This is a genomic window from Pseudonocardia alaniniphila (assembly GCF_022524485.1).
In the GTDB taxonomy this organism is placed as follows: domain Bacteria; phylum Actinomycetota; class Actinomycetes; order Mycobacteriales; family Pseudonocardiaceae; genus Pseudonocardia; species Pseudonocardia alaniniphila.
On record NZ_JAKXMK010000044.1, the window covers coordinates 12,483 to 32,486 of the forward strand.

The 20,004-nt window shown below is 69.9% G+C and carries 19 protein-coding genes and 1 pseudogene; 13 read left to right on the forward strand and 7 right to left on the reverse strand.

Annotation, left to right across the window (positions count from 1 at the left end; translation table 11 throughout):
- Positions 1-421: 421 nt before the first annotated feature.
- Complete coding sequence (locus tag MMF94_RS37905) at positions 422-1,222, reverse strand: sulfurtransferase (RefSeq protein WP_241042307.1); 801 nt, start codon at positions 1,220-1,222, stop codon at positions 422-424.
- A 159-nt stretch (positions 1,223-1,381) separates the two neighbouring features.
- Here MMF94_RS37905 and MMF94_RS37910 point away from each other — a divergent pair, with 159 nt between their 5' ends.
- Positions 1,382-2,413, forward strand: coding sequence for a class I fructose-bisphosphate aldolase (locus tag MMF94_RS37910; protein ID WP_241042308.1), 1,032 nt, complete (start codon positions 1,382-1,384; stop codon positions 2,411-2,413).
- Here the strand turns inward: MMF94_RS37910 and MMF94_RS37915 are convergent.
- Together MMF94_RS37915 and MMF94_RS37920 are read right to left on the reverse strand one after the other, a co-directional pair.
- On the reverse strand, positions 2,397-3,599 hold the full coding sequence (locus MMF94_RS37915) for a GAF domain-containing sensor histidine kinase (RefSeq protein ID WP_241042309.1): 1,203 nt from the start codon (positions 3,597-3,599) through the stop codon (positions 2,397-2,399). The two genes, MMF94_RS37910 and MMF94_RS37915, sit on opposite strands and share 17 nt — an antisense overlap.
- Positions 3,596-4,264, reverse strand: coding sequence for a response regulator (locus MMF94_RS37920; RefSeq protein WP_241042310.1), 669 nt, complete (start codon positions 4,262-4,264; stop codon positions 3,596-3,598). Before MMF94_RS37920 ends, MMF94_RS37915 begins: the two co-directional genes overlap by 4 nt.
- 115 nt (positions 4,265-4,379) lie before the next feature.
- On the opposite strand from MMF94_RS37920, the gene rpe reads away from it, so the two are divergent.
- The 3 genes from rpe to MMF94_RS37935 all read left to right on the forward strand — a co-directional run bounded on the left by rpe (position 4,380) and on the right by MMF94_RS37935 (position 6,589).
- The gene (gene rpe, locus MMF94_RS37925; RefSeq protein ID WP_241042311.1) at positions 4,380-5,060 is read left to right on the forward strand and encodes a ribulose-phosphate 3-epimerase; all 681 of its coding nucleotides are present in this window, start codon (positions 4,380-4,382) and stop codon (positions 5,058-5,060) included.
- Between the two features lie 25 nt (positions 5,061-5,085).
- Positions 5,086-6,027 carry a phosphoribulokinase gene (locus MMF94_RS37930; protein ID WP_241042312.1) on the forward strand — a complete coding sequence of 314 codons (942 nt, stop codon included), beginning with the start codon at positions 5,086-5,088 and terminating at the stop codon, positions 6,025-6,027.
- A gap of 178 nt (positions 6,028-6,205) precedes the next feature.
- Entirely contained in the window at positions 6,206-6,589 is a 384-nt protein-coding gene (locus MMF94_RS37935) for a VOC family protein (RefSeq protein ID WP_241042313.1), read from the forward strand.
- 51 nt (positions 6,590-6,640) lie between these two features.
- Here MMF94_RS37935 and MMF94_RS37940 read toward each other — a convergent pair whose 3' ends face one another.
- On the reverse strand, positions 6,641-7,333 hold the full coding sequence (locus MMF94_RS37940; protein ID WP_241042314.1) for a hypothetical protein: 693 nt from the start codon (positions 7,331-7,333) through the stop codon (positions 6,641-6,643).
- Positions 7,334-7,825: 492 nt separating this feature from the next.
- Here MMF94_RS37940 and MMF94_RS43485 point away from each other — a divergent pair, with 492 nt between their 5' ends.
- Both MMF94_RS43485 and MMF94_RS37945 read left to right on the forward strand, forming a co-directional pair.
- Positions 7,826-7,957, forward strand: a complete 132-nt coding sequence (locus MMF94_RS43485; protein WP_277398920.1) for a hypothetical protein — start codon at positions 7,826-7,828, stop codon at positions 7,955-7,957.
- Positions 7,954-8,919, forward strand: coding sequence for a Gfo/Idh/MocA family oxidoreductase (locus MMF94_RS37945; RefSeq protein WP_241042315.1), 966 nt, complete (start codon positions 7,954-7,956; stop codon positions 8,917-8,919). Before MMF94_RS43485 ends, MMF94_RS37945 begins: the two co-directional genes overlap by 4 nt.
- A 261-nt stretch (positions 8,920-9,180) precedes the next feature.
- Here MMF94_RS37945 and MMF94_RS37950 read toward each other — a convergent pair.
- Positions 9,181-9,498: pseudogene (locus MMF94_RS37950) on the reverse strand (helix-turn-helix domain-containing protein); the annotation flags it as partial.
- Positions 9,499-9,588: 90 nt separating this feature from the next.
- Positions 9,589-10,788 carry a M20 metallopeptidase family protein gene (locus MMF94_RS37955; protein WP_241042339.1) on the reverse strand — a complete coding sequence of 400 codons (1,200 nt, stop codon included), beginning with the start codon at positions 10,786-10,788 and terminating at the stop codon, positions 9,589-9,591.
- 141 nt (positions 10,789-10,929) lie between these two features.
- Between MMF94_RS37955 and MMF94_RS37960 the strand changes: the two genes are divergently transcribed.
- The 7 genes from MMF94_RS37960 (at position 10,930) to MMF94_RS37990 (ending at position 19,008) form a co-directional block, all read left to right on the forward strand.
- Complete coding sequence (locus MMF94_RS37960) at positions 10,930-11,946, forward strand: Lrp/AsnC family transcriptional regulator (protein ID WP_241042316.1); 1,017 nt, start codon at positions 10,930-10,932, stop codon at positions 11,944-11,946.
- Between the two features lie 193 nt (positions 11,947-12,139).
- Entirely contained in the window at positions 12,140-13,153 is a 1,014-nt protein-coding gene (locus MMF94_RS37965; protein WP_241042317.1) for an ABC transporter ATP-binding protein, read from the forward strand.
- Positions 13,150-14,193, forward strand: coding sequence for an ABC transporter ATP-binding protein (locus tag MMF94_RS37970; RefSeq protein ID WP_241042318.1), 1,044 nt, complete (start codon positions 13,150-13,152; stop codon positions 14,191-14,193). The genes MMF94_RS37965 and MMF94_RS37970 overlap by 4 nt, the downstream gene beginning before the upstream one ends.
- Positions 14,194-14,243: 50 nt before the next feature.
- A complete protein-coding gene (locus tag MMF94_RS37975; protein ID WP_241042319.1) occupies positions 14,244-15,827 on the forward strand; it encodes an ABC transporter substrate-binding protein in 1,584 nt (527 codons plus the stop codon).
- 111 nt (positions 15,828-15,938) lie between these two features.
- A complete protein-coding gene (locus MMF94_RS37980; RefSeq protein ID WP_241042320.1) occupies positions 15,939-16,865 on the forward strand; it encodes an ABC transporter permease in 927 nt (308 codons plus the stop codon).
- Between the two features lie 18 nt (positions 16,866-16,883).
- Entirely contained in the window at positions 16,884-17,729 is an 846-nt protein-coding gene (locus MMF94_RS37985) for an ABC transporter permease (RefSeq protein ID WP_241042321.1), read from the forward strand.
- A gap of 43 nt (positions 17,730-17,772) precedes the next feature.
- Positions 17,773-19,008 carry a metal-dependent hydrolase family protein gene (locus MMF94_RS37990; RefSeq protein ID WP_241042322.1) on the forward strand — a complete coding sequence of 412 codons (1,236 nt, stop codon included), beginning with the start codon at positions 17,773-17,775 and terminating at the stop codon, positions 19,006-19,008.
- A gap of 77 nt (positions 19,009-19,085) precedes the next feature.
- Here the strand turns inward: MMF94_RS37990 and MMF94_RS37995 are convergent, their stop codons facing one another.
- Complete coding sequence (locus MMF94_RS37995; protein WP_241042323.1) at positions 19,086-19,787, reverse strand: GntR family transcriptional regulator; 702 nt, start codon at positions 19,785-19,787, stop codon at positions 19,086-19,088.
- Positions 19,788-20,004 lie beyond the last annotated feature (217 nt).

Genomic DNA, 20,004 nt, shown 5'->3' on the forward strand with positions numbered 1-20,004 from the left:
GTGTATTGCCCTGTTTCCGACCCCGATCTGCTGATCATGGTGGGGTGCAGGGCCGGCCGTGCGGCACGGCGGGGCCGCACGGCCCGATGATCAACGTTCGGGGCCGGGCAGCCGGGTCCGGCACGGTTGCCGGGCCCGCACTGCTGATCATGCAATGGCGAGGGGGTCGTCGCCCGGCACGGCGACGACCCACCGCCAGTGTCATTCGGGGCCGCGCTGGTGTGCCGCCGAGTTGGTACGTGTCGACCCGCTGATCATGGGCGGGCGCGGGCCGCCGTCCTGTCGGGGCGGGGTCCGCCTGCCCCGAGGCATGATCGTCATCTGGGGCCTCGTAGGCGTGTATCGCCCGGTTTCCGACCCCGATCTGCTGATCATGGTCGCGTCGGCCCGCCCGGCACGGCGGCGCAGGCCCGCCCGCGGACTAGCTCGTCTCGACCGGACGGTTCGGGTCGCGGCTCCACTGCGACCACGAGCCGGGGAAGAGGCGGCCGCCGCCGAGACCGGCGTGCTCGAGTGCGATCAGGTTGTGGCACGCCGTGACGCCCGATCCGCAGTAGGAGATCACGGGCTCCTCCCCCGTGATGCCCGCCGCGGCGAACGTGGCCCTGAGCTCGTCCTGCGGCAGGAAACGCCCGTCCGGCGCGAGGTTCTCCCGGCACGGGACGCTGCGTGCACCAGGGATGTGACCGAAGCGTGGGTCCAGGTTGTCCGGCGCGCCCTCGAAACGCTCACGCTGACGGGCGTCGATCACGATGTGGGCACCGGCCTGTGCGGCGTCCTCGATCGAGGCCAGCTTGTCCTGCGGCCACGGCCTGGCGGTGAACGTCGCGGGCGCACGCAGCGGCGGATCCGTCTCGAGCGGGCCGTCGTAGGCCTGGATCCCGCCGTCGAGCAGCGCGGCCTCGTGGCCGGTCGCCCGAAGCATCCACACCAACCGCGCCGCCATGACGCCGCCGGCATCGTCGTAGGCGACCACGACGTCGTCGTCACCGATCCCGAGGGCGGACATGTCACGGGCGAACGCCTCCGGATCGGGAAGCGGGTGGCGGCCCGCGACGGACGGGTCGGTGTGGTCGGCGAGCACCTCGCCGAGGTCGACGAACACGGCTGCGGGCAGGTGGCCGGCGTCGTAGGCGTCGCGGCCGACACGCCCGTCCAGGTAGGAGCGCACGTCGGCGAGCACGGCGCCGACTGGAGCATCTGAGACGACGGGAGCAATCACACTTCGGAGGGTACGAGCACCGGCGCGACGGGGTGAGTGGTTCTCCCACCGGAAACCCCTCGCCGGAGGGAAGGACGTCCCGCTGCACCCGCCTACCGTCCGGGCAACCGGGCGGCGAGTCGGCGTGCCCGCCTTCCGCACCCGGCGAAGGAGGACGCCATGACCGAGCTCGTCACGACCGCGCGGGCGCTGGTGGCCGACGGCAAGGGCGTCCTTGCCGCCGACGAGAGCACCGGCACGATGGACAAGCGGCTCACCGAAGTCGGTGTGGCCGCCACCGCTGAGTCCCGCCGGCAGTTCCGCGAGATCGTGGTGACCACCCCCGGCCTGGGCGAGAGCATCAGCGGGGTGATCCTCTTCGACGAGACGTTCCGCCAGAAGACGTCCGACGGAACGCCGCTCCCGAGGGCCGCCGAGGATGCCGGGATCCTGCCCGGCATCAAGGTCGACACGGGCGCGAAGCCGCTGGCCATGGCCACCGACGAGACGGTCACCGAAGGGCTCGACGGCCTGCGCGAGCGGCTCGCGGACTACGTCGGGCTCGGCGCACGGTTCGCCAAGTGGCGGGCGGTCATCCGGATCGGCCGGCAGCGACCCACGACGCGGTGCCTGCGGGCGAACGCGCATGCGCTGGCCCGCTACGCCGCGCTGTGCCAGGAAGCCGGGGTCGTGCCCATCGTCGAGCCCGAGGTGCTGATGGACGGCGACCACTCGCTGGAGCACAGCGAGCAGGTCACCGGGGACGCCCTGGACCACGTGTTCGCCGAGCTCGCCGGCCAAGGCGTGCTGCTGGAGGGCATCGTGCTGAAGCCGAACATGGTGCTGCCCGGCACGGATCACCCGGACCAGCGGGACGTGGCCGCGGTGGTCACGGCCACCTTGCGCTGCCTACGCCGGCACGTCCCGGCGGCCGTGCCCGGCATCGCGTTCCTGTCCGGCGGCCAGGGCGACGAGGCGGCGACCGTCCATCTCGACGCTCTCAACCGGGCGGGCCCCCAGCCGTGGCGGCTCACCTTCTCCTACGGACGAGCGCTGCTCTCCCCTGCGCTGGCGGCCTGGGCAGGCCGGGAGGACCAGGCGCCCGCCGCCCAGCGGATCCTCGCGCACCGGGCGCGGTGCAACGGGGCGGCCGCGATGGGCCGCTACTCCCCCGAGCTGGAGGAACGCCACGAGGTCACCGCTTCAGCCTGAGCGGCACCCGCACCCGCAGCGTGCTGCCCCGGCCAGGGGCGCTGTCCACCTCCAGCCGGCCGCCGAGCAGCTCGGCACGCTGCAACATCCCGGACAAGCCGTACCCACCCGACCCGGGGCTCTCGGACTCCGGCACCGACGCCGGATCGAAACCCACGCCGTCGTCGCTGACCTCGAGCAGGACGGTGCCCGAGGAGACCTTCAGCCGGATCTCCACGTTCTGCGCCGACGCGTGCTTCACGACGTTCTGCAGCGACTCCTGGGCGATGCGGTAGAGCGCCGTCTCCAGGTGCTCGGGCAGCGCTTCGGTGCAGACCTGGACGTCCACGTCCAGCTCGGGGGACGCGTGCGCGAGGCTCTCCAGGCTCGCCGCCAGCCCCAGGTCGTCCAGCACGGAGGGCCGCAGCCCCGTCATCGCCGCACTGACCTCGTCCAGCGCGGCCGCCGCGAGCTGTTGCGCCTTGTCGATCTGCTCGCCGGCCAGCGTGGCGTTCGTGCCCACCAGGTCCGCTGCAGCGGACAGGTAGAACGACAGGCTCACGATGCGCTGGCCGATGCCGTCGTGGATCTCCCCCGCGAGCCGCCGCCGGTCCAGCTCCTGCATCCGCACCATGCGCTCGGTGAAGCGCTCGAGCGCCTCCTCCCGCTCGGCGAGCCTGCGGTGCAGCCGGGCGTTGTCCATCGCGCCGGCGATCAGCCCGGCGATCGACCGCAGCAGCTGCACGTCGGCCTCGGTGAACTCGCGGCGGAGGCGTGTGTGGACGTTCAGCACGCCGACCAGTGCACCCAGCCGGGTGATGATCGGGACCGAGACCAGCGACGTGAAGTCCTCCCCGCGCAGCTCGGGAATGTACTTGTACCGGGGGTCGGCGAACTTGTCCTGCACGATCACCACGGGCTCGCGGTGCGCGGCCACCCATCCGGCCACGCCCTCCCCCACCGACAGCTCGATCCGCCGGACCACCCGCTCGAACGGCGGGGTGGCCCCCCGAAGCTCCAGGTGGCGGCCGGAGTCGTCGATGAGGTGGACGAAGCAGACGTCGGTGGCGGTCATCTCCGTGATCACCACGGCCACGCGCTGGGCGACGGCGTCGAGGTCGAGACCTGCCGAGATGGTCTCGATGATGCGCATCAGCAGGCCGACCTCGTGCTCGGCGTCGGCCAGGCCGAGGCGTCCCTCGGTCATTGGAAGACCCCTTCGCGCAGGGCGGCAGCGACAGCGCCCGCTCGGTCGCTCACCTCGAGCTTGCGGTAGATCCCCCGCGAGTGCGTCTTGACCGTCTCCTCGCTGACGAAGAGCTTGGTGGCGATGGCCCGGTTGGACAGCCCGGCCACCATGAGGGCCAGCACCTCGCTCTCGCGCTGGCTGAGCCCGAGCTGCGCGCCCGGCCAGAACTCCCCGCTCTGCACCCGCGCCGCGGACAGCGCAACCCGGCTGGCCAGCGCCGGGTCGACCAGCGTCTCGCCCTCGTACACCCGTGTGAGGTACGCGACCAGCTCACTGCCTTCGATCCGTTTGAGCAGGTAGGCCGCCGCTCCCAGACGGAGCGCCTGGTAGAGGTACTGCTCGTTGTCGTAGACGGTCAGGAAGACGATCCTGCAGCCCGGGTCCTGCTCCAGGAGGTCTGCGCAGAGGTCGAGCCCGCTGGAGTTCTGCAGCCGCACGTCGAGCAGCACGGCATCCGGCTGTTGCTCCGCGACGATCCGGATCGCCTCATCCGGCCTGCTGGCCTCGCCGACGATCTCGACCTGGTCGGCGTAGGGCAGCAGCATCGCCTTGAGCCCGTCCAGCACGATCTGGTGATCGTCGACGATCACCAGGCGCAAGGGCCGCGCTGTGCCGGATTCCATGCCCGAGAACAGTAGATACCGGGGGGTCGTCGAGAAAGGCGAGGAAGCAGCTGCCACCCCATGAGCCCCACCTGCGGGGGAAGCGACACCGTCTGCGGGTTCGTACCGTCCCCGAATGGACAGACGACGCGCCCAGATCGCGCCCTCGGTTCTCCCGGCGGACTTCGCCGCCCTGGGCGAGGAGTGCCGGGCGCTGGAGAAGTCCGGCGCCGACCGCATCCAGTGGGACGTCATGAACGGCCGGTTCGTGCCGAACCTGACGTTCGGTCCGGACGTGGTGGCCGCCGTGCGACCCCACACCGCGCTGCCGTTCGAGGCGCACCTGATGGTCGTCGAGCCGGACGCGCTCGTCGGGGAGATGGTCGAGGCCGGCTGCGAGCTGGTCATCGTGCACGCCGAGGCGTGCGTCCACCTTCACCGCACCCTGGGCGCGATCCGCGACCTCGGCGCGCGCTCCGGGGTGGCGGTCAACCCGGCCACCCCGCTGACGGCGGTCGAGCACGTGCTCGACATCGTCGACCTGCTGCTGGTGATGACGGTGAACCCCGGGTTCGGCGGCCAGCCGTACCTCGCGAGCATGGAACCGAAGATCGCAGAGGCGCGCCGGCTGATCGGACGGTCCGGTCAACGGATCGAACTGGAGGTCGACGGCGGAATCGGGCCGGCCACGATCGGTGGCGCCGCGCGCGCCGGTGCCGACGTGTTCTGCGCGGGCAGTGCGCTCTACCGCCACCCCGACGGCCTCGCGGCGGCCGTCACGGAGCTGCGCGAGTGCGCCGAGGAGGCCTGGCGATGACCAGGTGCGGGACGGGAGAACAGCCATGTCGCACAAGTTGATGCAGATGCAGCGCGCCGAGACAGGACCACCGCCGGTGCGGCCCATCATGCTGGGGATCGCCGGGGACAGCGCCGCGGGCAAGACCACCCTGACCGGCGGCCTCGTGGAGGCGCTCGGAGCAGCGCGCAGCACCTCCCTCTGTGTGGACGACTACCACCGCTACGACCGCGCGGAACGGGCGTCGCTGCCGTTCACGCCCCTGCACCCGGACTGCAACTACGTCGAGATCATGGAGCAGCACCTCCAACTGCTGGCCACCGGAAAACCGGTGCTCAAACCGGTGTACGACCACAGCGACGGCACCCTCACCCGGCCCGTACTGCTCGAACCGAGGGAGTTCGTGATCGTCGAGGGTCTGCTGCCGCTCTACACCAAGCTGGCCAGGGCATGCTTCGACGTCACGGTCTTCCTCGCCCCGCCCGAGGACATCCGGACCCGGTGGAAGATCACTCGGGACACCACCAAACGGGGCTACACGGAGGAGAAGGTCCGCGCCGAGATGCAGCGGCGCGAGCCCGAGTCCGAACGCTTCATCCGCTCGCAGCGCAGCAACGCCGACATCGTGATCGTCTTCAGCCCGATCGAGGGCCGCGACGACCCCCCGGATACCCCGTTGTCGGCCACGATCCTGCTCCGGCCCACCATTCCGCACCCACCGCTCGCCGAGATCCTCGCGGAGACGCCGAGCAAGGCCATGCACGTCAAGTTGATGCGGGACGTCGACGGCAGCCCGGTCGACGCTTTGCACATCCACGGCTACGCACCCACCGAGCAGAGCACCGCGGTGGCCAACGCGATCTGGGAGCGGCTCCCGGTCGACGACCCCCTGCCGGACGGGCTGGGCAGGCTGGCCGAGGGCCAGCACAACGAGCCCCTGCGGCTGGCCCAGCTCATCCTGCTGTACCACCTGATGGGCGGCGCCTGACAAGATGCGAAAGCGCCGATTGCGGCCTTTTCGGATGTCACGAATTCGCATTCACGGACGACCCCGAGGCCCTGCACTACCGTGATGTGATGGCAGCGAACGGCGGACGGTACACCGGAAACGGCCCCGCTCCACAGCCCGCCGTCCTCATCGCGACAGGCAGCACTGGGAGTTCGTCATGCGGATCGACCGGCTCGACCACACCGTCCTGACCGTTGCCGACCTCGGCAAGACGATCACGTTCTACACCGAGGTCCTGGGCATGGACCTCGTGACGTTCGGGGAAGGGCGCAAGGCCCTGACCTTCGGCCGCAACAAGATCAACCTCCACGAGGCAGGCCACCCCTTCTCCCCGCACGCCGCGAGCCCCGTCCCCGGCAGCCAGGACTTCTGCCTGATCGTGGACGGAGCACTCGAGGACGTGATGGAGGACCTGAAGCGGGGTGGCGTGGCGATCGAGTTGGGCCCGGTCGACCGCACGGGCGCCACCGGCACGATCCGGAGCGTCTACGTGCGGGACCCGGACCAGAACCTCGTCGAGCTGAGCGTCTACGGGGTGTAGTCCGCGACCTCGTCGGCGCGGACTACTCCCCCGGGAGCCCAGCAGGATCGGTCAGCCTCCCGGCAACATGGAGTGCAGCGAGATGTCGAGGGTGGTCGCGAAGGTCAGGTACATCAGCCAGAGACCGGTGATCAGATGGAAGAACCCGAGCGCGCGCTCCCCCGGGTTGACCACTGAGGCCTCGGGTGCCCGGCTCGCGCCCAGGGACCCGATCGGAACCCCGCCACCCGACTCCGCCCCGCTCAGGGACGACGGCCGACCCGTCCGGGCGCCGATACGGAAGCTGGCGAAGAACTCACTGACGTAGACACCGGTGAGGCCGGCGAACAGGATCCCGACGGGCCAGGCTCCGGCGGCGAAGAAGACCACCAGGCCCAGCACCGAGATGATCGTGAACGCGATGGACATCAGGCCGGTCGGACGGACGTCGTTGCCCTGATACCTGTTCCAACCCAGCGCGAACCAGTGGATGCCGTAGGCGGAGAACGCAAGCGCCGCGGTGTACAGCACCGGATCCTTCAAGGTCTCCAGCCAGGTCAGCGCCACGAACAGGTACACCCCGGTGACGAACTGACAGAAGCCGGGCAGCCAGATGCCCCAGACCCCGGAGGCCCGGTCCACCGACGCATCACGGCGCGGGAAGCCGAACAGCTCCTGAGGCCCGTAAATGAGATAGCCGGTGCCCAGACCGAAGAATCCGAGGACGACCGGCGCAAATGCTGTTGTCGCGAGCGTCACATTCATTAATCGCTTCTCCTTGCGGCACGGTGTCGCGCTGACCGCTCGGCCGCCGGTAGCCCGGCGCTGACGGTTCCAGGATGTACATCGTGTACAAGGCGGACATCCCCGCCAGCCACCCCCCGCCGCTACCGCTGGGGGAGAGTCCGGATACCGGCTACCCGGAAGGCGTCTACCGAAGCATGCCTCGATGTCGGGGAATGCACGCGACGCCGCATTTCATGGATTCTGATGAAAGGACGCAATAGGAGAACAGCACAGAATGGCCCTGCGGCGTCGAAACCGCCCATCAAGCGCTCCAGGGCCTGAAGGTCACCTGGATGCCCGCGACCCGGCGGTCGTTCGACATGGTCGGGTACGTCTCCGCCCCGGCCGCAGGTCCCGAACCGGTGATCATCATCCCGCGGGCAGCCGGTGCTGGTCGCTCGGCGAGGCCATCAGGCGTGCGGTGGAGAGCTTCGACGAGAATCTGGACGTGCAGATCTGGGAACTGGTGGCATGAGCCACCGACTTCAGGGCCCGTGCGCCGGGCTGATCAACACGCCGTCCGACCAGGAGCTCCACCGACACGACCACGTCCCGGCATCGAACACCGCGGTCGGTCACATCGTGCCGGACGCCGCGGCATGACGGCGCCGGTACGGATCGCGCTCGTCGGAGCCGGGGCGTTCGGGGCCAAGCATCTCGACGCGCTGTCGGCGATCGAGGACGCCGTGGTCGACACCGTGGTGAGCCTTCCGCTCGAACAGGCCGAGAAGCTCGCCGGCCGCCATGGCGTGGCACGCGCGGACAGCGACCTTCACCAGGTGCTGGCGCGCGACGACATCGACGCGGTCATTCTCGCCACTCCCACCCCGCTGCACGCACAGCAGGCCCTCGCCGTGCTGCGGGCGGGCAAGCACGTGGAGGTCGAGATCCCGCTCGCCGACTCCTGGGCCGATGCCGAGCTCGTCGCCCGGGTCGCCGAGCAGACCGGGCTGGTGTGCATGGTCGGCCACACCCGCCGGTTCAACCCTTCGCACCGCTGGGTGCACGACCGCATCCGGCGCGGCGAGCTGAGTCTGCAGCAGCTCGACGTGCAGACCTACTTCCTGCGCCGCACGAACATCAACGCGCTCGGCGAGCCGCGGAGCTGGACCGACCACCTGCTGTGGCACCACGCCGCGCACACGGTGGACCTTCTCCGGTACCAGACCGGAGAGGAGGTGGTGGCGGCGAACATCCTGGCGGCCCCGACCCACCCGGAGCTCGGCATCGCGATGGACATGTCGGTGCAGCTACGCACGAGCGGAGGAGCGCTGTGCACCCTGTCGCTCAGTTTCAACAACGACGGCCCGCTCGGCAGCGTCTTCCGCTACATCGGCGACACGGGCACGTACCTCGCGCGCTATGACGACCTGTTCACCGGCCACGACGAGCCGGTCGACCTCTCCGCGGTGCCCGTGCCGCAGAACGGCATCGAGGGCCAGGATCGAGAGTTCGTCGCGGCGATCCGTGAGGGCCGCGAACCCGAGTCGAGCGTGCGGGCGGTGCTGCCGTCGTATCGGGTGCTGGCCGATCTCGACGCGCAGCTCCACCCCACGAGGTCCTAGTATCGTGAGCCCTCGGGCACGGGCGGCTCATGCCGTGCCGAGTGGCCGGCCCGGTACACGACCATGATCAGCAGATCGGGACCGAGAGCCGGGCGATATACGGCTGCGCGGCCCCAAATGTTGATCACCGGGCAGGCCGGCCCGCCGCGCCCGGGCGGTCGGCCCGGCACCTGACCATGATCAGCAGATCGGGGTCGGAAACCGGGCAATACACGGTTATGGGGCCCCAAATGACGATCATCACCGGACAGCCGGGCCGACCGAAATCAACCTCTCCACCGCATCATCGGACACCGTGCGCGGCCGTCCCGGCCGCGGTTCATCGACCGGCCCGGCCAAGCGCCGCTGCGCGAACCGATCCCGCCAGATCCGCACCGTCGTCCGCGACACCCCCAGCCGAGCCGCGATCGCGGAACTCGACCCACCATCGGCCGCCGCCAGCACGATCCGACTCCGCAACGCCAACCCCGCTGCACCCGTCCTGCACCGCGCCCACGACTCCAACTGCAAGCGCTCACCATCAGCAAGCTCGATCAACGACGGGACGTGGAGACGGTATCCCCCACAACAGAACCGCACTGACCAGGAACTATTGACTCAGAACGAGTCCGGCCACGCTGGCGCATCGCGTCGGCGGCCGGGCTCCGCTCCTTGCCGATCGCGTCCGGTTCAGCCGGCCACTGCAGCGCCGGCAGCCGCCCCCGCGGAGTCCCGCTCCAGCGCGCGCACCGCCAGCTCGGCGTGCAGCAGCACACCGTCGGAGAGCACGGAGTCGCTGAATCGGGCGCGCGGACTGTGGTTGTTCGGGGCCGTCTGCCAGTCCTCGCCCATCGCCGCCCCGAGGAACAGGTAGCAGCCGGGCACCGCGGCCAGCACGCGGGAGAAGTCCTCGGCTCCGGTCTGCGGGTGCACCATCGGGGCGTACCTCTCGTCACCGAACACGTCGGCGGCGACCCCGGCAGCGAACGCAGCGTGGTCGGCGTCGTTGACGGTCACCGGGTACTCCTCGATGTACTGCGCGTCCACCTCCATGCCGTAGGCGGCGGCCACCGACTCGCACAGCCGCACCGACTCGACACGCATCTGCTCCCGCGCCGCCACCGAGAACGACCGGACCGTCGCCTGGAACCGCGCCTCGTCCGGGATGATGTTGCGCATCGTTCCGGCGTGGAACGAGCCCACCGTGAGCACCACGGGGTCGAAGGCGTTGAACCGCCGGGTGATCAGGGTCTGCAGGTCGCCCACGAGCTGCGCGGCCACCGAGATCGGGTCACGCGCCAGGTGCGGCGCCGAACCGTGCCCACCGGCACCGCGCACCACCACGCGCAGTTCGTCGGATGCGGCCATCAACGGGCCCGGCCGCGTGATGAACTGCGCCGGGGGGATCGCCGAGGACATCACGTGCATGCCGTAGGCCGACGACACCCGCGTGCCCGCGGCGTCGAGCACGCCCTCCGCCAGCATCTTCCCGGCGCCGTCGTAGCCCTCCTCGCCCGGCTGGAACATGAACACCACGTCCCCGGCGAGCTGGTCGCGGTGGGCGCTCAGCAACCGGGCCGCGCCGGCGAGCATCGCGGTGTGCAGGTCGTGACCGCAGGCGTGCATCACCCCGTCGACCTCGCTGGTGAAGTCGAATCCCGTCTCCTCCTGCACCGGCAGCGCGTCCATGTCGCCACGCAGGAGCACCGCCGGGCCCGGACGACCGCCGCGCAAGACCGCTGTCACCGAGGTCAGCGCCTCGCCCGTGCTGATCTCCAGCGGGAGTCCCTCCAGCGCCTCGAGGACGGTCTCCTGCGTCCGGGGGAGCTGCAGCCCCACCTCGGGACGGCGGTGCAACCGGTGGCGCAGCTGCGCCAGCTCGCCCTGCATCGCGTGCGCGTCCTCGCGCAGTGCCGCTGACCCAGCCACGTGCCCCCCTTGACCTCGACCCGCCGAACGTTAGGAGAAGTTTGGTCGATTCCTCCAACATGCGAGACAATCTGCATGTATCCGTCACGAAGGGTCATCAGAATGCAGGGATCGGTTGCGCTCGACGAGGACGACCTTGCTCTGGTGGAAGCGCTGCAGCGCGACCCACGGGCCCCGTGGACGACGGTCGCCGAGATCGTGGGCACGAACCCCGTTACCGCGTCGCGCAGGTGGGAGCGGTTGCGCTCGACCGGCGCCGCTTGGGCGACCGGCACACCCGGACCGGGGTCCTATCACGCCCAGTGCCTCGCGTACGTCGACGTCACCTGCCTGCCCAGTGAGAAGACGCGAGTGGCACAGGAACTCGCAGGCGATGCACACGCGCTGTCGGTCGACATCACCGCAGGCGGCCGGGATCTGCTGATGACCGTCGCCGCGGTCGACCTGCCGACGCTCGGGCGGTACCTGCTCGAGCGCCTGGACCGGGTGCCCGGCGTCACCGGCACGCGCGCCCGGATCGCCACCCGGCTCTACGCCGAAGGCAGCCTGTGGCGCCTCGGGGTGCTCCCCGCCGCCGCGGGTGGCGCACCACTTCCGCCGACCCGCGCCGCCACCCTCGACACCGTCGACCGCGAGCTCATGTCCGCGCTCGGGGTGGACGCCCGCGCGTCCTATGCCACGTTGGCGCAGGTCACGGGCATCAGCCAGCCGACCGCGCGCCGCCGGGTGGACCGCCTGATCAGCTCCGGTGCGATCCTGCTGCGCACCGAGGTGGCGGCACCACTCGCCGGCTGGCCGGTGTCGGTGGTGCTGTCGGCGGACGCGCCTGCCGGCCGCCTGCACGACGTCGCCACCACGCTCGCACGGCTGCGGGAAGTGCGGCTGTGCGCCACTCTCGCCAGCACGCCGAGCCTGCTCGTGGTCGCCTGGCTGTCCTCCCTGGAGGAGGTCCACCGGTTCGAGCAGGACTTCCTGCAGAAGGTGCCCGACGTCGAGGTGCTCGACCGGCTGGTTGTGCTGCGCGCGGTGAAGCGCATGGGCCACCTGCTCGACGACGAAGGGCGCGCCGTCGGCATGGTGCGGATGGAGGTGTGGCAGGACCCGGTGAACCCGGACTAGTAGGGACGAACAGGACAGCGCGCGGGGCCCGGGCGGGGGCGGAGAGCGATCCACGATCACGCGCGTAGCACGGCGATGATCCACGGCCGTTATACGACTGTCACCCAGTCGATGTCGATCTGCCCTACTTTTCACCAACTGATCCGTCACGAAGGGCCCGTTGGTGAGCGATCCCGTCCTATCGATCCGCGGTTTGACGACGGAATTCGTCACGCCGGCGGGGGTGGTCAAGGCCGTCAACGACGTGAGCTGGGATCTCCATCCCGGCGAGACGCTGGGTGTCGTCGGTGAGTCGGGGTCGGGCAAGAGCGTGACGGCCATGTCGATCCTCGGCCTGATCCAGAAGCCTCCGGGCCGGATCGTCGCCGGCGAGATCCTCTTCGAGGGCCAGGACCTGCTGAAGATGTCGGAGAAGGCCCTCCGGCAACTGCGCGGCCGGGCGATCGGGATGATCTTCCAGGACCCGATGACGAGCCTGAACCCGGTGCTCACTGTCGGCGACCAGATCGCGGAGACGATCCGGTTGCACAACCGCGGCATCGGACGGGACGAGGCGCGCACCCGGGCGATCGAACTGCTCGCGATGGTCGGTGTCCCCGACCCCGAGAGCCGGTACGACCAGTACCCGCACGAACACTCGGGCGGCATGCGCCAGCGCGTGATGATCGCGATGGCCATCGCCAACGACCCCAAGGTGCTCATCGCCGACGAGCCCACCACCGCGCTCGACGTGACGATCCAGGCGCAGGTGCTCGACGTGCTCCGGACCGCTCAGGAACGGACCAACGCCGCCACCATCATGATCACCCACGACCTCGGGCTGATCGCCGAGAACGCCGACCGCGTCGTGGTCATGTACGGCGGCAAGGTGGTGGAGGTCGCCGACGTGTTCTCGATCTTCGCCGCGTGCCGGCACCCCTACACCCTCGGCCTGATGAGCAGCCTTCCCCGCCTGGACGTCGACGTCGAGCAGCTCGAACCGATCCCCGGTTCACCGCCCAACCTGATCGACCTGCCCACGGGCTGCGCCTTCCACCCGCGGTGCCGGGTCTCTAAGGGGCGGGAGATCTGCCGTACCGAGGTGCCGCTGCTCCGCGACGTCGGCGACGGGCAGCAGGCCGCGTGCCACTTCTCCGACGAGGTGCCCGCAGAGATGGCCGTGGTGTCCGACGAGATGGGCGCCCAACTCGGAACGGCGACGTCATGAACGCATCCGGCAACCCACCCCAGGACCTGCACGAACGCACGGCGCACGGAGCGGAGATCCTCCGGGTCGAGGACCTCAAGACGCACTTCCCGATCCGGGGCGGCGTGACCCGCCGCCAGATCGGCACGGTCTACGCCGTGGACGGCGTCAGCTTCAGCCTGAACGCGGGCGAGACCCTCGGGCTCGTCGGGGAATCGGGGTGCGGCAAGACCACCACCGGCCGCACCCTGGTCAAGCTCCTCGAACCCACGTCAGGCCGGGTCTTCTTCAAGGGCAACGACATCACGAACCTCGGCGGCGCGAAGATGAAGGCCGTCCGCCGGGAGGTGCAGTTCGTCTTCCAGGACCCCTACCGTTCGCTCAACCCCCGGATGACCGTGCGGGCCATCGTCGGCGAGCCCTACCGGATCCACGGCCTGGCCTCCGGCAGTGATCTGCGTGCGCGGGTGGACACGCTCCTGGAGTCCGTCGGGCTGACGCCGGAGCAGGCCGACCGCTATCCGCACGAGTTCTCCGGCGGCCAGCGGCAGCGCATCGGCATCGCGCGGGCCCTGGCTCTGGACCCCCAGGTCCTCGTCCTCGACGAGCCGGTGTCGGCGCTGGACGTGTCGATCCAGGCCCAGGTGGTGAACCTGCTCGGCGAGGTGCAGTCACGGCTGGGCCTGGCCTTCGTGTTCATCGCCCACGACCTGTCGGTCGTCCGGCACATCTCGGATCGCGTGGCCGTCATGTACCTCGGCAAGATCGTCGAGATCGGGACGCGGAACGACATCTACAACCGGTCCGCGCACCCCTACACGCAGGCGCTGCTGTCGGCAGTGCCCATCCCCGATCCACGCAAGCGGGGATCCCGCGAGCGGATCATCCTCACCGGCGACGCACCGAGCCCGGCGAATCCGCCGTCCGGCTGCAACTTCCGGACCCGCTGCCCCAAGGCCCAGCAGATCTGCGCCGAGGAGGAGCCCCAGCTCGTCGACCGCTTCGGCCACGGCCACCCCAGCGCCTGCCACTTCGCCGAGGTCCGCCCGGTGGTCGCCTAGCCCCCAGCCCGGAACGTCCACATCGCACCACTTCGTCAAAGCAGGAGCCCATGAGCACAACAGCACGAGGACGCACCGTCCGGATAAGAGCCTTCGCAGCAGTCGTGGCGGCCGGCCTCCTCCTGGGCGCCTGCAGCTTCTCCGAGGACCCGGCGGCGTCGTCGGGAGACGGCGGGAGCTCGTCCTTCTCGATCGCCATCGGCGTCGACCCGGACACCTTCGACCCCGCCGGTCAGACCACGACGACCGTGCAGAACATCGTCGACTACTCGGTCGAGACGCTGGTGAAGATCGAGGACGGCAAGGTCGTCGGCCTCCTCGCCGACACCATCCAGACGTCCCCCGACGGGTTGACGATCGACCTCACCCTCCGCAAGGGCGTGAAGTTCCACGACGGCACGCCGTTCAATGCGGAAGCGGTGGTGTTCAACCTCAAGCGCATCACCGACCCGAACCTGACCGTCCCGCTGGGCGCACCGTTCGAGGTGATCAAGTCGGTCACGGCCAAGGACGAGAGCTCCGTCCAGATCGTGCTGAACAGGCCGTCCCCGGGCTTCCTGAGCGCCCTGTCGGTGACGACGGCAGGAATGATCTCGCCGGCCTCGGTGACGGCCGACGGCAACACCAACGACAACTACCAGCACCCCGTCGGTACCGGGCCCTACACGTTCACCGACTACGTCGCCGGTCAGAGCGTCAAGGTCACGAAGTTCGCCGACTACTGGGGCGAGAAGCCGTACTACGACGCCGTCGAGTTCCGGGTGGTTCCCGAAGCCGCCACCCGCGAGAGCCTGCTGCTCGCCGGCCAGGTGGACATGATCATCCTGCCGCCGGTCTCGGACATCGAGGCGCTGCAGAACAACTCCGCGGTGAAGGTGATCCTCGGCGAGAGCGACCGCTCGATCTTCATCGCGCTCGACAACAACGATGCGCGGCTGTCCAACCCGAGGGTGCGCCAGGCGCTGAACTACGCGGTCGACAAGGACGCGATCATCAAGAGCGTCCTGTTCGGGGCCGCCCAGCCGATGGACGCGCCGATGGCGTCGAGCCTGTTCGGCTACTGCAGCACCGGCACCTACCCCTACGACCCGGACCGCGCCCGGCAGATGCTCGCCCAGGCCGGCGTTGCGGGGGCGACGTTCGACCTGCTCACCCCCAGCGGCCGTTACGTTCAGGACCAGCAGGCCTCCGAGGCCGTCGCCGGTTACCTGCGTGAGGTCGGCCTGACCGTGAACGTCTCGACGAGCGACTTCCCGTCGTTCCTCGCGCGGGTGAACGCGGCGCCGTCGCCGAACACGGTGGACATGCACCTGCTGGGCTGGGCGCCGGCCTACCTGGACGCCGACATGCAGATGCAGATGTTCCGCAAGGCCACGCACCCGCCGGCCGGTCTGGGCACGGCGTTCTACACCGACCCGAAGGTCGAGGAGCTGCTGGCGCAGGCCGACACCGAGGTCGACCAGGACGCCCGCAAGCAGATGTACTGCGACGCGTCGAAGATCATCTGGGACCAGGCGCCCTGGATCTTCCTGTGGACCCAGTCCTTCCCGGTCGTCCACTCCACCGACGTCACCGGCATCACCACCACACCGACCGAGAAGTTCGACGCCATCCACGCACGTCCGGCGAGCTGAGCCAGACCATGCGGCCGCTCCCGCCTCCGGCACGGGGGCGGGAGCGGCCGCGGACATGCAGAAGGGGAAGCCGCGCATGAAGGGCCTGGCGCGACGAAGGGCGCTGTCACGATGAAAGGCACCGCAGCACACATCGTGCGCACGCTGCTGCTGTCGCTGATCACCCTGTTCGGGGTGTCGGTGCTGATCTTCCTGATGCTGCGGGTGCTGCCCGGCGATCCGGCCCGGGTCCTGGCCGGTCTGGACGCCAGCGCGGAACAGGTCGACCGGCTCCGCGCCCAGCTGGGGTTGGACCAGCCGCTGCTGTCGCAGTACTGGTCGTTCATCTCCGGCGTGCTGCAGGGCGACCTGGGCGAGTCGGCCCGCACGTCGCGGCCGGTCGTCACGGAGATCGTCGCCCGGTTGCCGGCCACGCTGACACTGGCGGCGGTGGCCACCCTCGTCGGCTCGGTCATCGGGGTGACGGCGGGAGTCATCGCGGCCGTGCGGCGCAACTCCGTCCTCGACCACGTGATCTCCGGCGTGGCGATGGCCGGCGTGTCCATGCCGGTGTACTGGCTGGGCCTGCTGCTGATCCTGGTGTTCGCCGTGACGCTGGGATGGCTGCCCGCCGCCGGCAGCGAGGGGCCGCTCAGCATCGTGCTGCCGGCGGGCACCCTCGCGGCGTTCTCCACCGCGCTGGTCTCCCGCATGACGCGCGCCAGCATGCTCGAGGTGCTCGGACAGGACTTCATCCGGACGGCGCAGGCCAAGGGCGCACCGCCGGGCACGGTGATCATCCGCCACGGATTGCGCAACGCGTTCATCCCGGTTCTGACGGTCATCAGCCTGCAGTTCGGAGCGCTGCTGGGCGGGGCCGTCCTGACCGAGACGGTCTTCGGCTGGCCAGGTATCGGGCGGTTGATGGTCGACTCGATCGCAGCCCGTGACTTCGCCGTCGTGCAGGGACTCGTCCTCGTCTACGCCACGCTGTTCATCCTCCTGAACGTGATCGTCGACGTCCTCTACGTCGTCGTCGACCCGCGGATCAGGTACTGAGATGGTGGAGGGAACCCGATGAGAGCCTGGCGGCGCTTCCGCCACCACCCCCCGGCGCTGATCGGGCTGGGGATCATCCTGACGTTCATCCTGCTGGCAGCCATCGCGCCGCTGATCTCGCCCTACGACCCGAACGCGCAGGACCTGTCCGTCGCGATCCAGGGACCCTCTGGATCGCACTGGCTCGGCACCGACCAGCTGGGGCGCGACATCGCCACCCGGCTCATGTACGGCACCCGGATCTCGTTGCTCATCGGTGTGCTGGCGGTGGCGATCGGCCTGCTGATCGGCGTGCCGCTGGGGATCGTCGCCGGGTACTTCGGCGGGTGGGCCGACCTGGTCGTCTCCCGTTTCGCCGACATGCTGTTCGCCTTCACCAGCATCCTGCTGGCGCTCACCCTCGTCGCGCTGCTCGGGGTGAGCCTGCAGAACGTGATCATCGCCGTGGGCATCAGCGTCATCCCGGTGATCGCCAGACTCGTGCGCTCCTCGGTGCTCAGCCTGCGCGAGGAGCCCTATGTCGAGGCGGCGCGGGCGCTGGGCGCCGGGAACCTGCGGATCATCACCCTGCACGTGTTTCGCAACTCACTGACGCCCGTGCTGGTGCATGCCACGCTGAGCATCGGGGTGAGCATCCTGCTCGCGGCCGGGCTCGGATTCCTCGGCCTCGGCGTGCAGTCACCGACCGCTGAATGGGGGACGATGCTCGGCGAAGGGCGGCAGTTCATCTTCAGCGCTCCGCACCTGACGGCCTTCCCGGGCATCGCGATCTTCCTGGCCATTCTCGCCTTCAACCTGCTCGGCGACGGCCTGCGGGACGCGCTGGACCCCCGGATGCAGGTCGTGGACCGGCCGGCGGCATGAGCACCGGCCCTCGCCTCCTCCCTTCCCACTCCCGAGAGGCCTCATGAGCACTCCGAGCTTCCTGATCCGCGACGTCACGATCATCGACGGCACCGGCGCATCACCGGTCCCCGACCAGGCGCTGGTGGTCGAGGGCCGCCGCATCGCCTGGATGGGTCCGGCCGATCAGGCGCCCGTCACCTCCCCGGAGACCGTGGTGGAGGGCGAGGGCCGCACGCTGCTGCCCGGCCTCATCAACTGTCACGTGCACCTGACGGCAGACGGGGCACCGGACACGTTCGCCCAGGCCGCCGGAGACAGCATTCCCAAGGCCACTCTCCGGGCCGCCCGCAGCGCCTGGGCCACCCTGCATTCGGGGGTGACCACGGTGCGCGACTGCGGAGCCGCCGACGGCGTCGTCGTCGAGCTGGCCAAGGAGATCGAACGCGGAGCGGTACCCGGGCCGCGGGTGCAGGCCGCCGGCCGGGTCATCACGATGACCGGAGGCCACGGGCATTTCATCGGCCGCGAGGCCGACGGCCCCGACGAGGTGCGCAAGGCGACCCGTCAGGAGATCAAGGCAGGCGCCGCGGTCATCAAGATCATGGCCACCGGGGGCGTGCTCACCCCCGGCGTCACGCCGACCCAGACGGCCCTGCTGCCCGAGGAGCTCGCGGCCGCCGCGCAGGTGGCGCACAACTCCGGCCGGCGGGTGACCACACACGCCATCGGCCGGGCCGGCATCCACAACGCCCTGCTCGCCGGCATCGACTCGATCGAGCACGGCTTCTACCTCGACGACGAGCTGCTCGATCTGGCCATCGACCAAGGCACGTTCCTCGTCCCGACGATGCTCGCCGTCGACGGGATCATCCGCAACGGCCAGGCCAAGGGCATCCCCGCGTGGGTGGTCGACAAGGCCGCGTCCGAGGCGGAGCAACAGCGCAAGAGCTTCGCGGCCGCGGTGGCCTCCGGCATGCGGATCGCCGCAGGCACCGATGCCGGCACCCCGTTCAACGCCCACGGCGACCTCGCCCGCGAGCTCGCGCTGATGGTCGAGCACGGGCTGGCGCCGATGCAGGTCCTGGTCGCCGCCACCAGCGCCGCCGCGGAGAACCTGGGCCTCGCGCACGATCTCGGCACGCTGACGGCCGGCAAGCTCGCCGACCTGATCCTGGTGGACGGTGACCCGATCGCCGACATCACCGCGACCGGCCGCGTCGCACTGGTCGTCAAGGACGGCGTGGTGCAGCGGAACGAACTGACCACGTCGGGTCCTGCGGTCCCGACGGCTCTCTGACTCTTACTCGCACCACGATCCTGCGGGTCCGCGGCCGACGCGCTACCGGCGGGAGCCGCGGCCCGCACCGGGACGGCTCAAGCATCGTCCCGGTCCGGCTGCGGCTCGGCCCAGATCCCCCGCACGTGACGGATGTGGCGGTGCATCAAGCGCTCGGCTCCCGCCGCGTCCCCCGCCTCGATGAGGTCGATCAGCTCGGCGTGCTCGTGCGCGGAGGGCACCAGCTCGTCACGCTCGGCGAGGCTGCGCAGCCCGTAGATGCGCGATCGCGAACGCAGCGAGCGCACCGTCTCCACCAGATGCGGGTTGCCCGCGAGGGCCAGGAGTTCGAGGTGGAACTCCATGTCGATGGCGACGTGAGCGATGAAATCGCGCCTCTCGGCGGCCTCCTCGATACCGGCGGCCAGTGGCCGGAGCCGGTCGATCACCGACTGGTCGACACCGGCCTCGGCGATCCTCCGCACCGTGGGCACCTCGATCAGGGCGCGCAGCTCGCTCAGGTCGTCGAGGTCCTTGTCGGACAGCTCGGTGACCCGGAACCCTTTGTTCCGCAGGGCGTCGATCAGCCCTTCCTTGGCCAGATCGAGCATCGCCTCCCGCACCGGGGTGGCTGAGACGCCGAACTGCGCAGCCAGGCTCGGCGCGGAGTACACGACTCCCGGCCGTAGCTCGCCGGAGATCACCGCCGCGCGTAACGTCTCGATGATCTCGTCACGCAGGTTCCGGCGCACGCCGAACGAAGGCAGAGTCAACGAGGGATGACCCTCCGCGGCCGTCATACATCTCCCCTGCTCGTTCCGCCGCTGGTCACAGCGATCGGCAGATCCTCCCATGCCGAGTTCACGCTCCCGGAAAGCAAGACGTGGGGGATGCCTCTGACTACACACAGCAAACCCCGCATGTGTGGCATGTGACATAGTACAATCGCATCGGCCGGGATGACGTCATGATCGTTGCCGGATCCGGGTTTCCGCCCCCGCAGGGGCGCGCAACCGA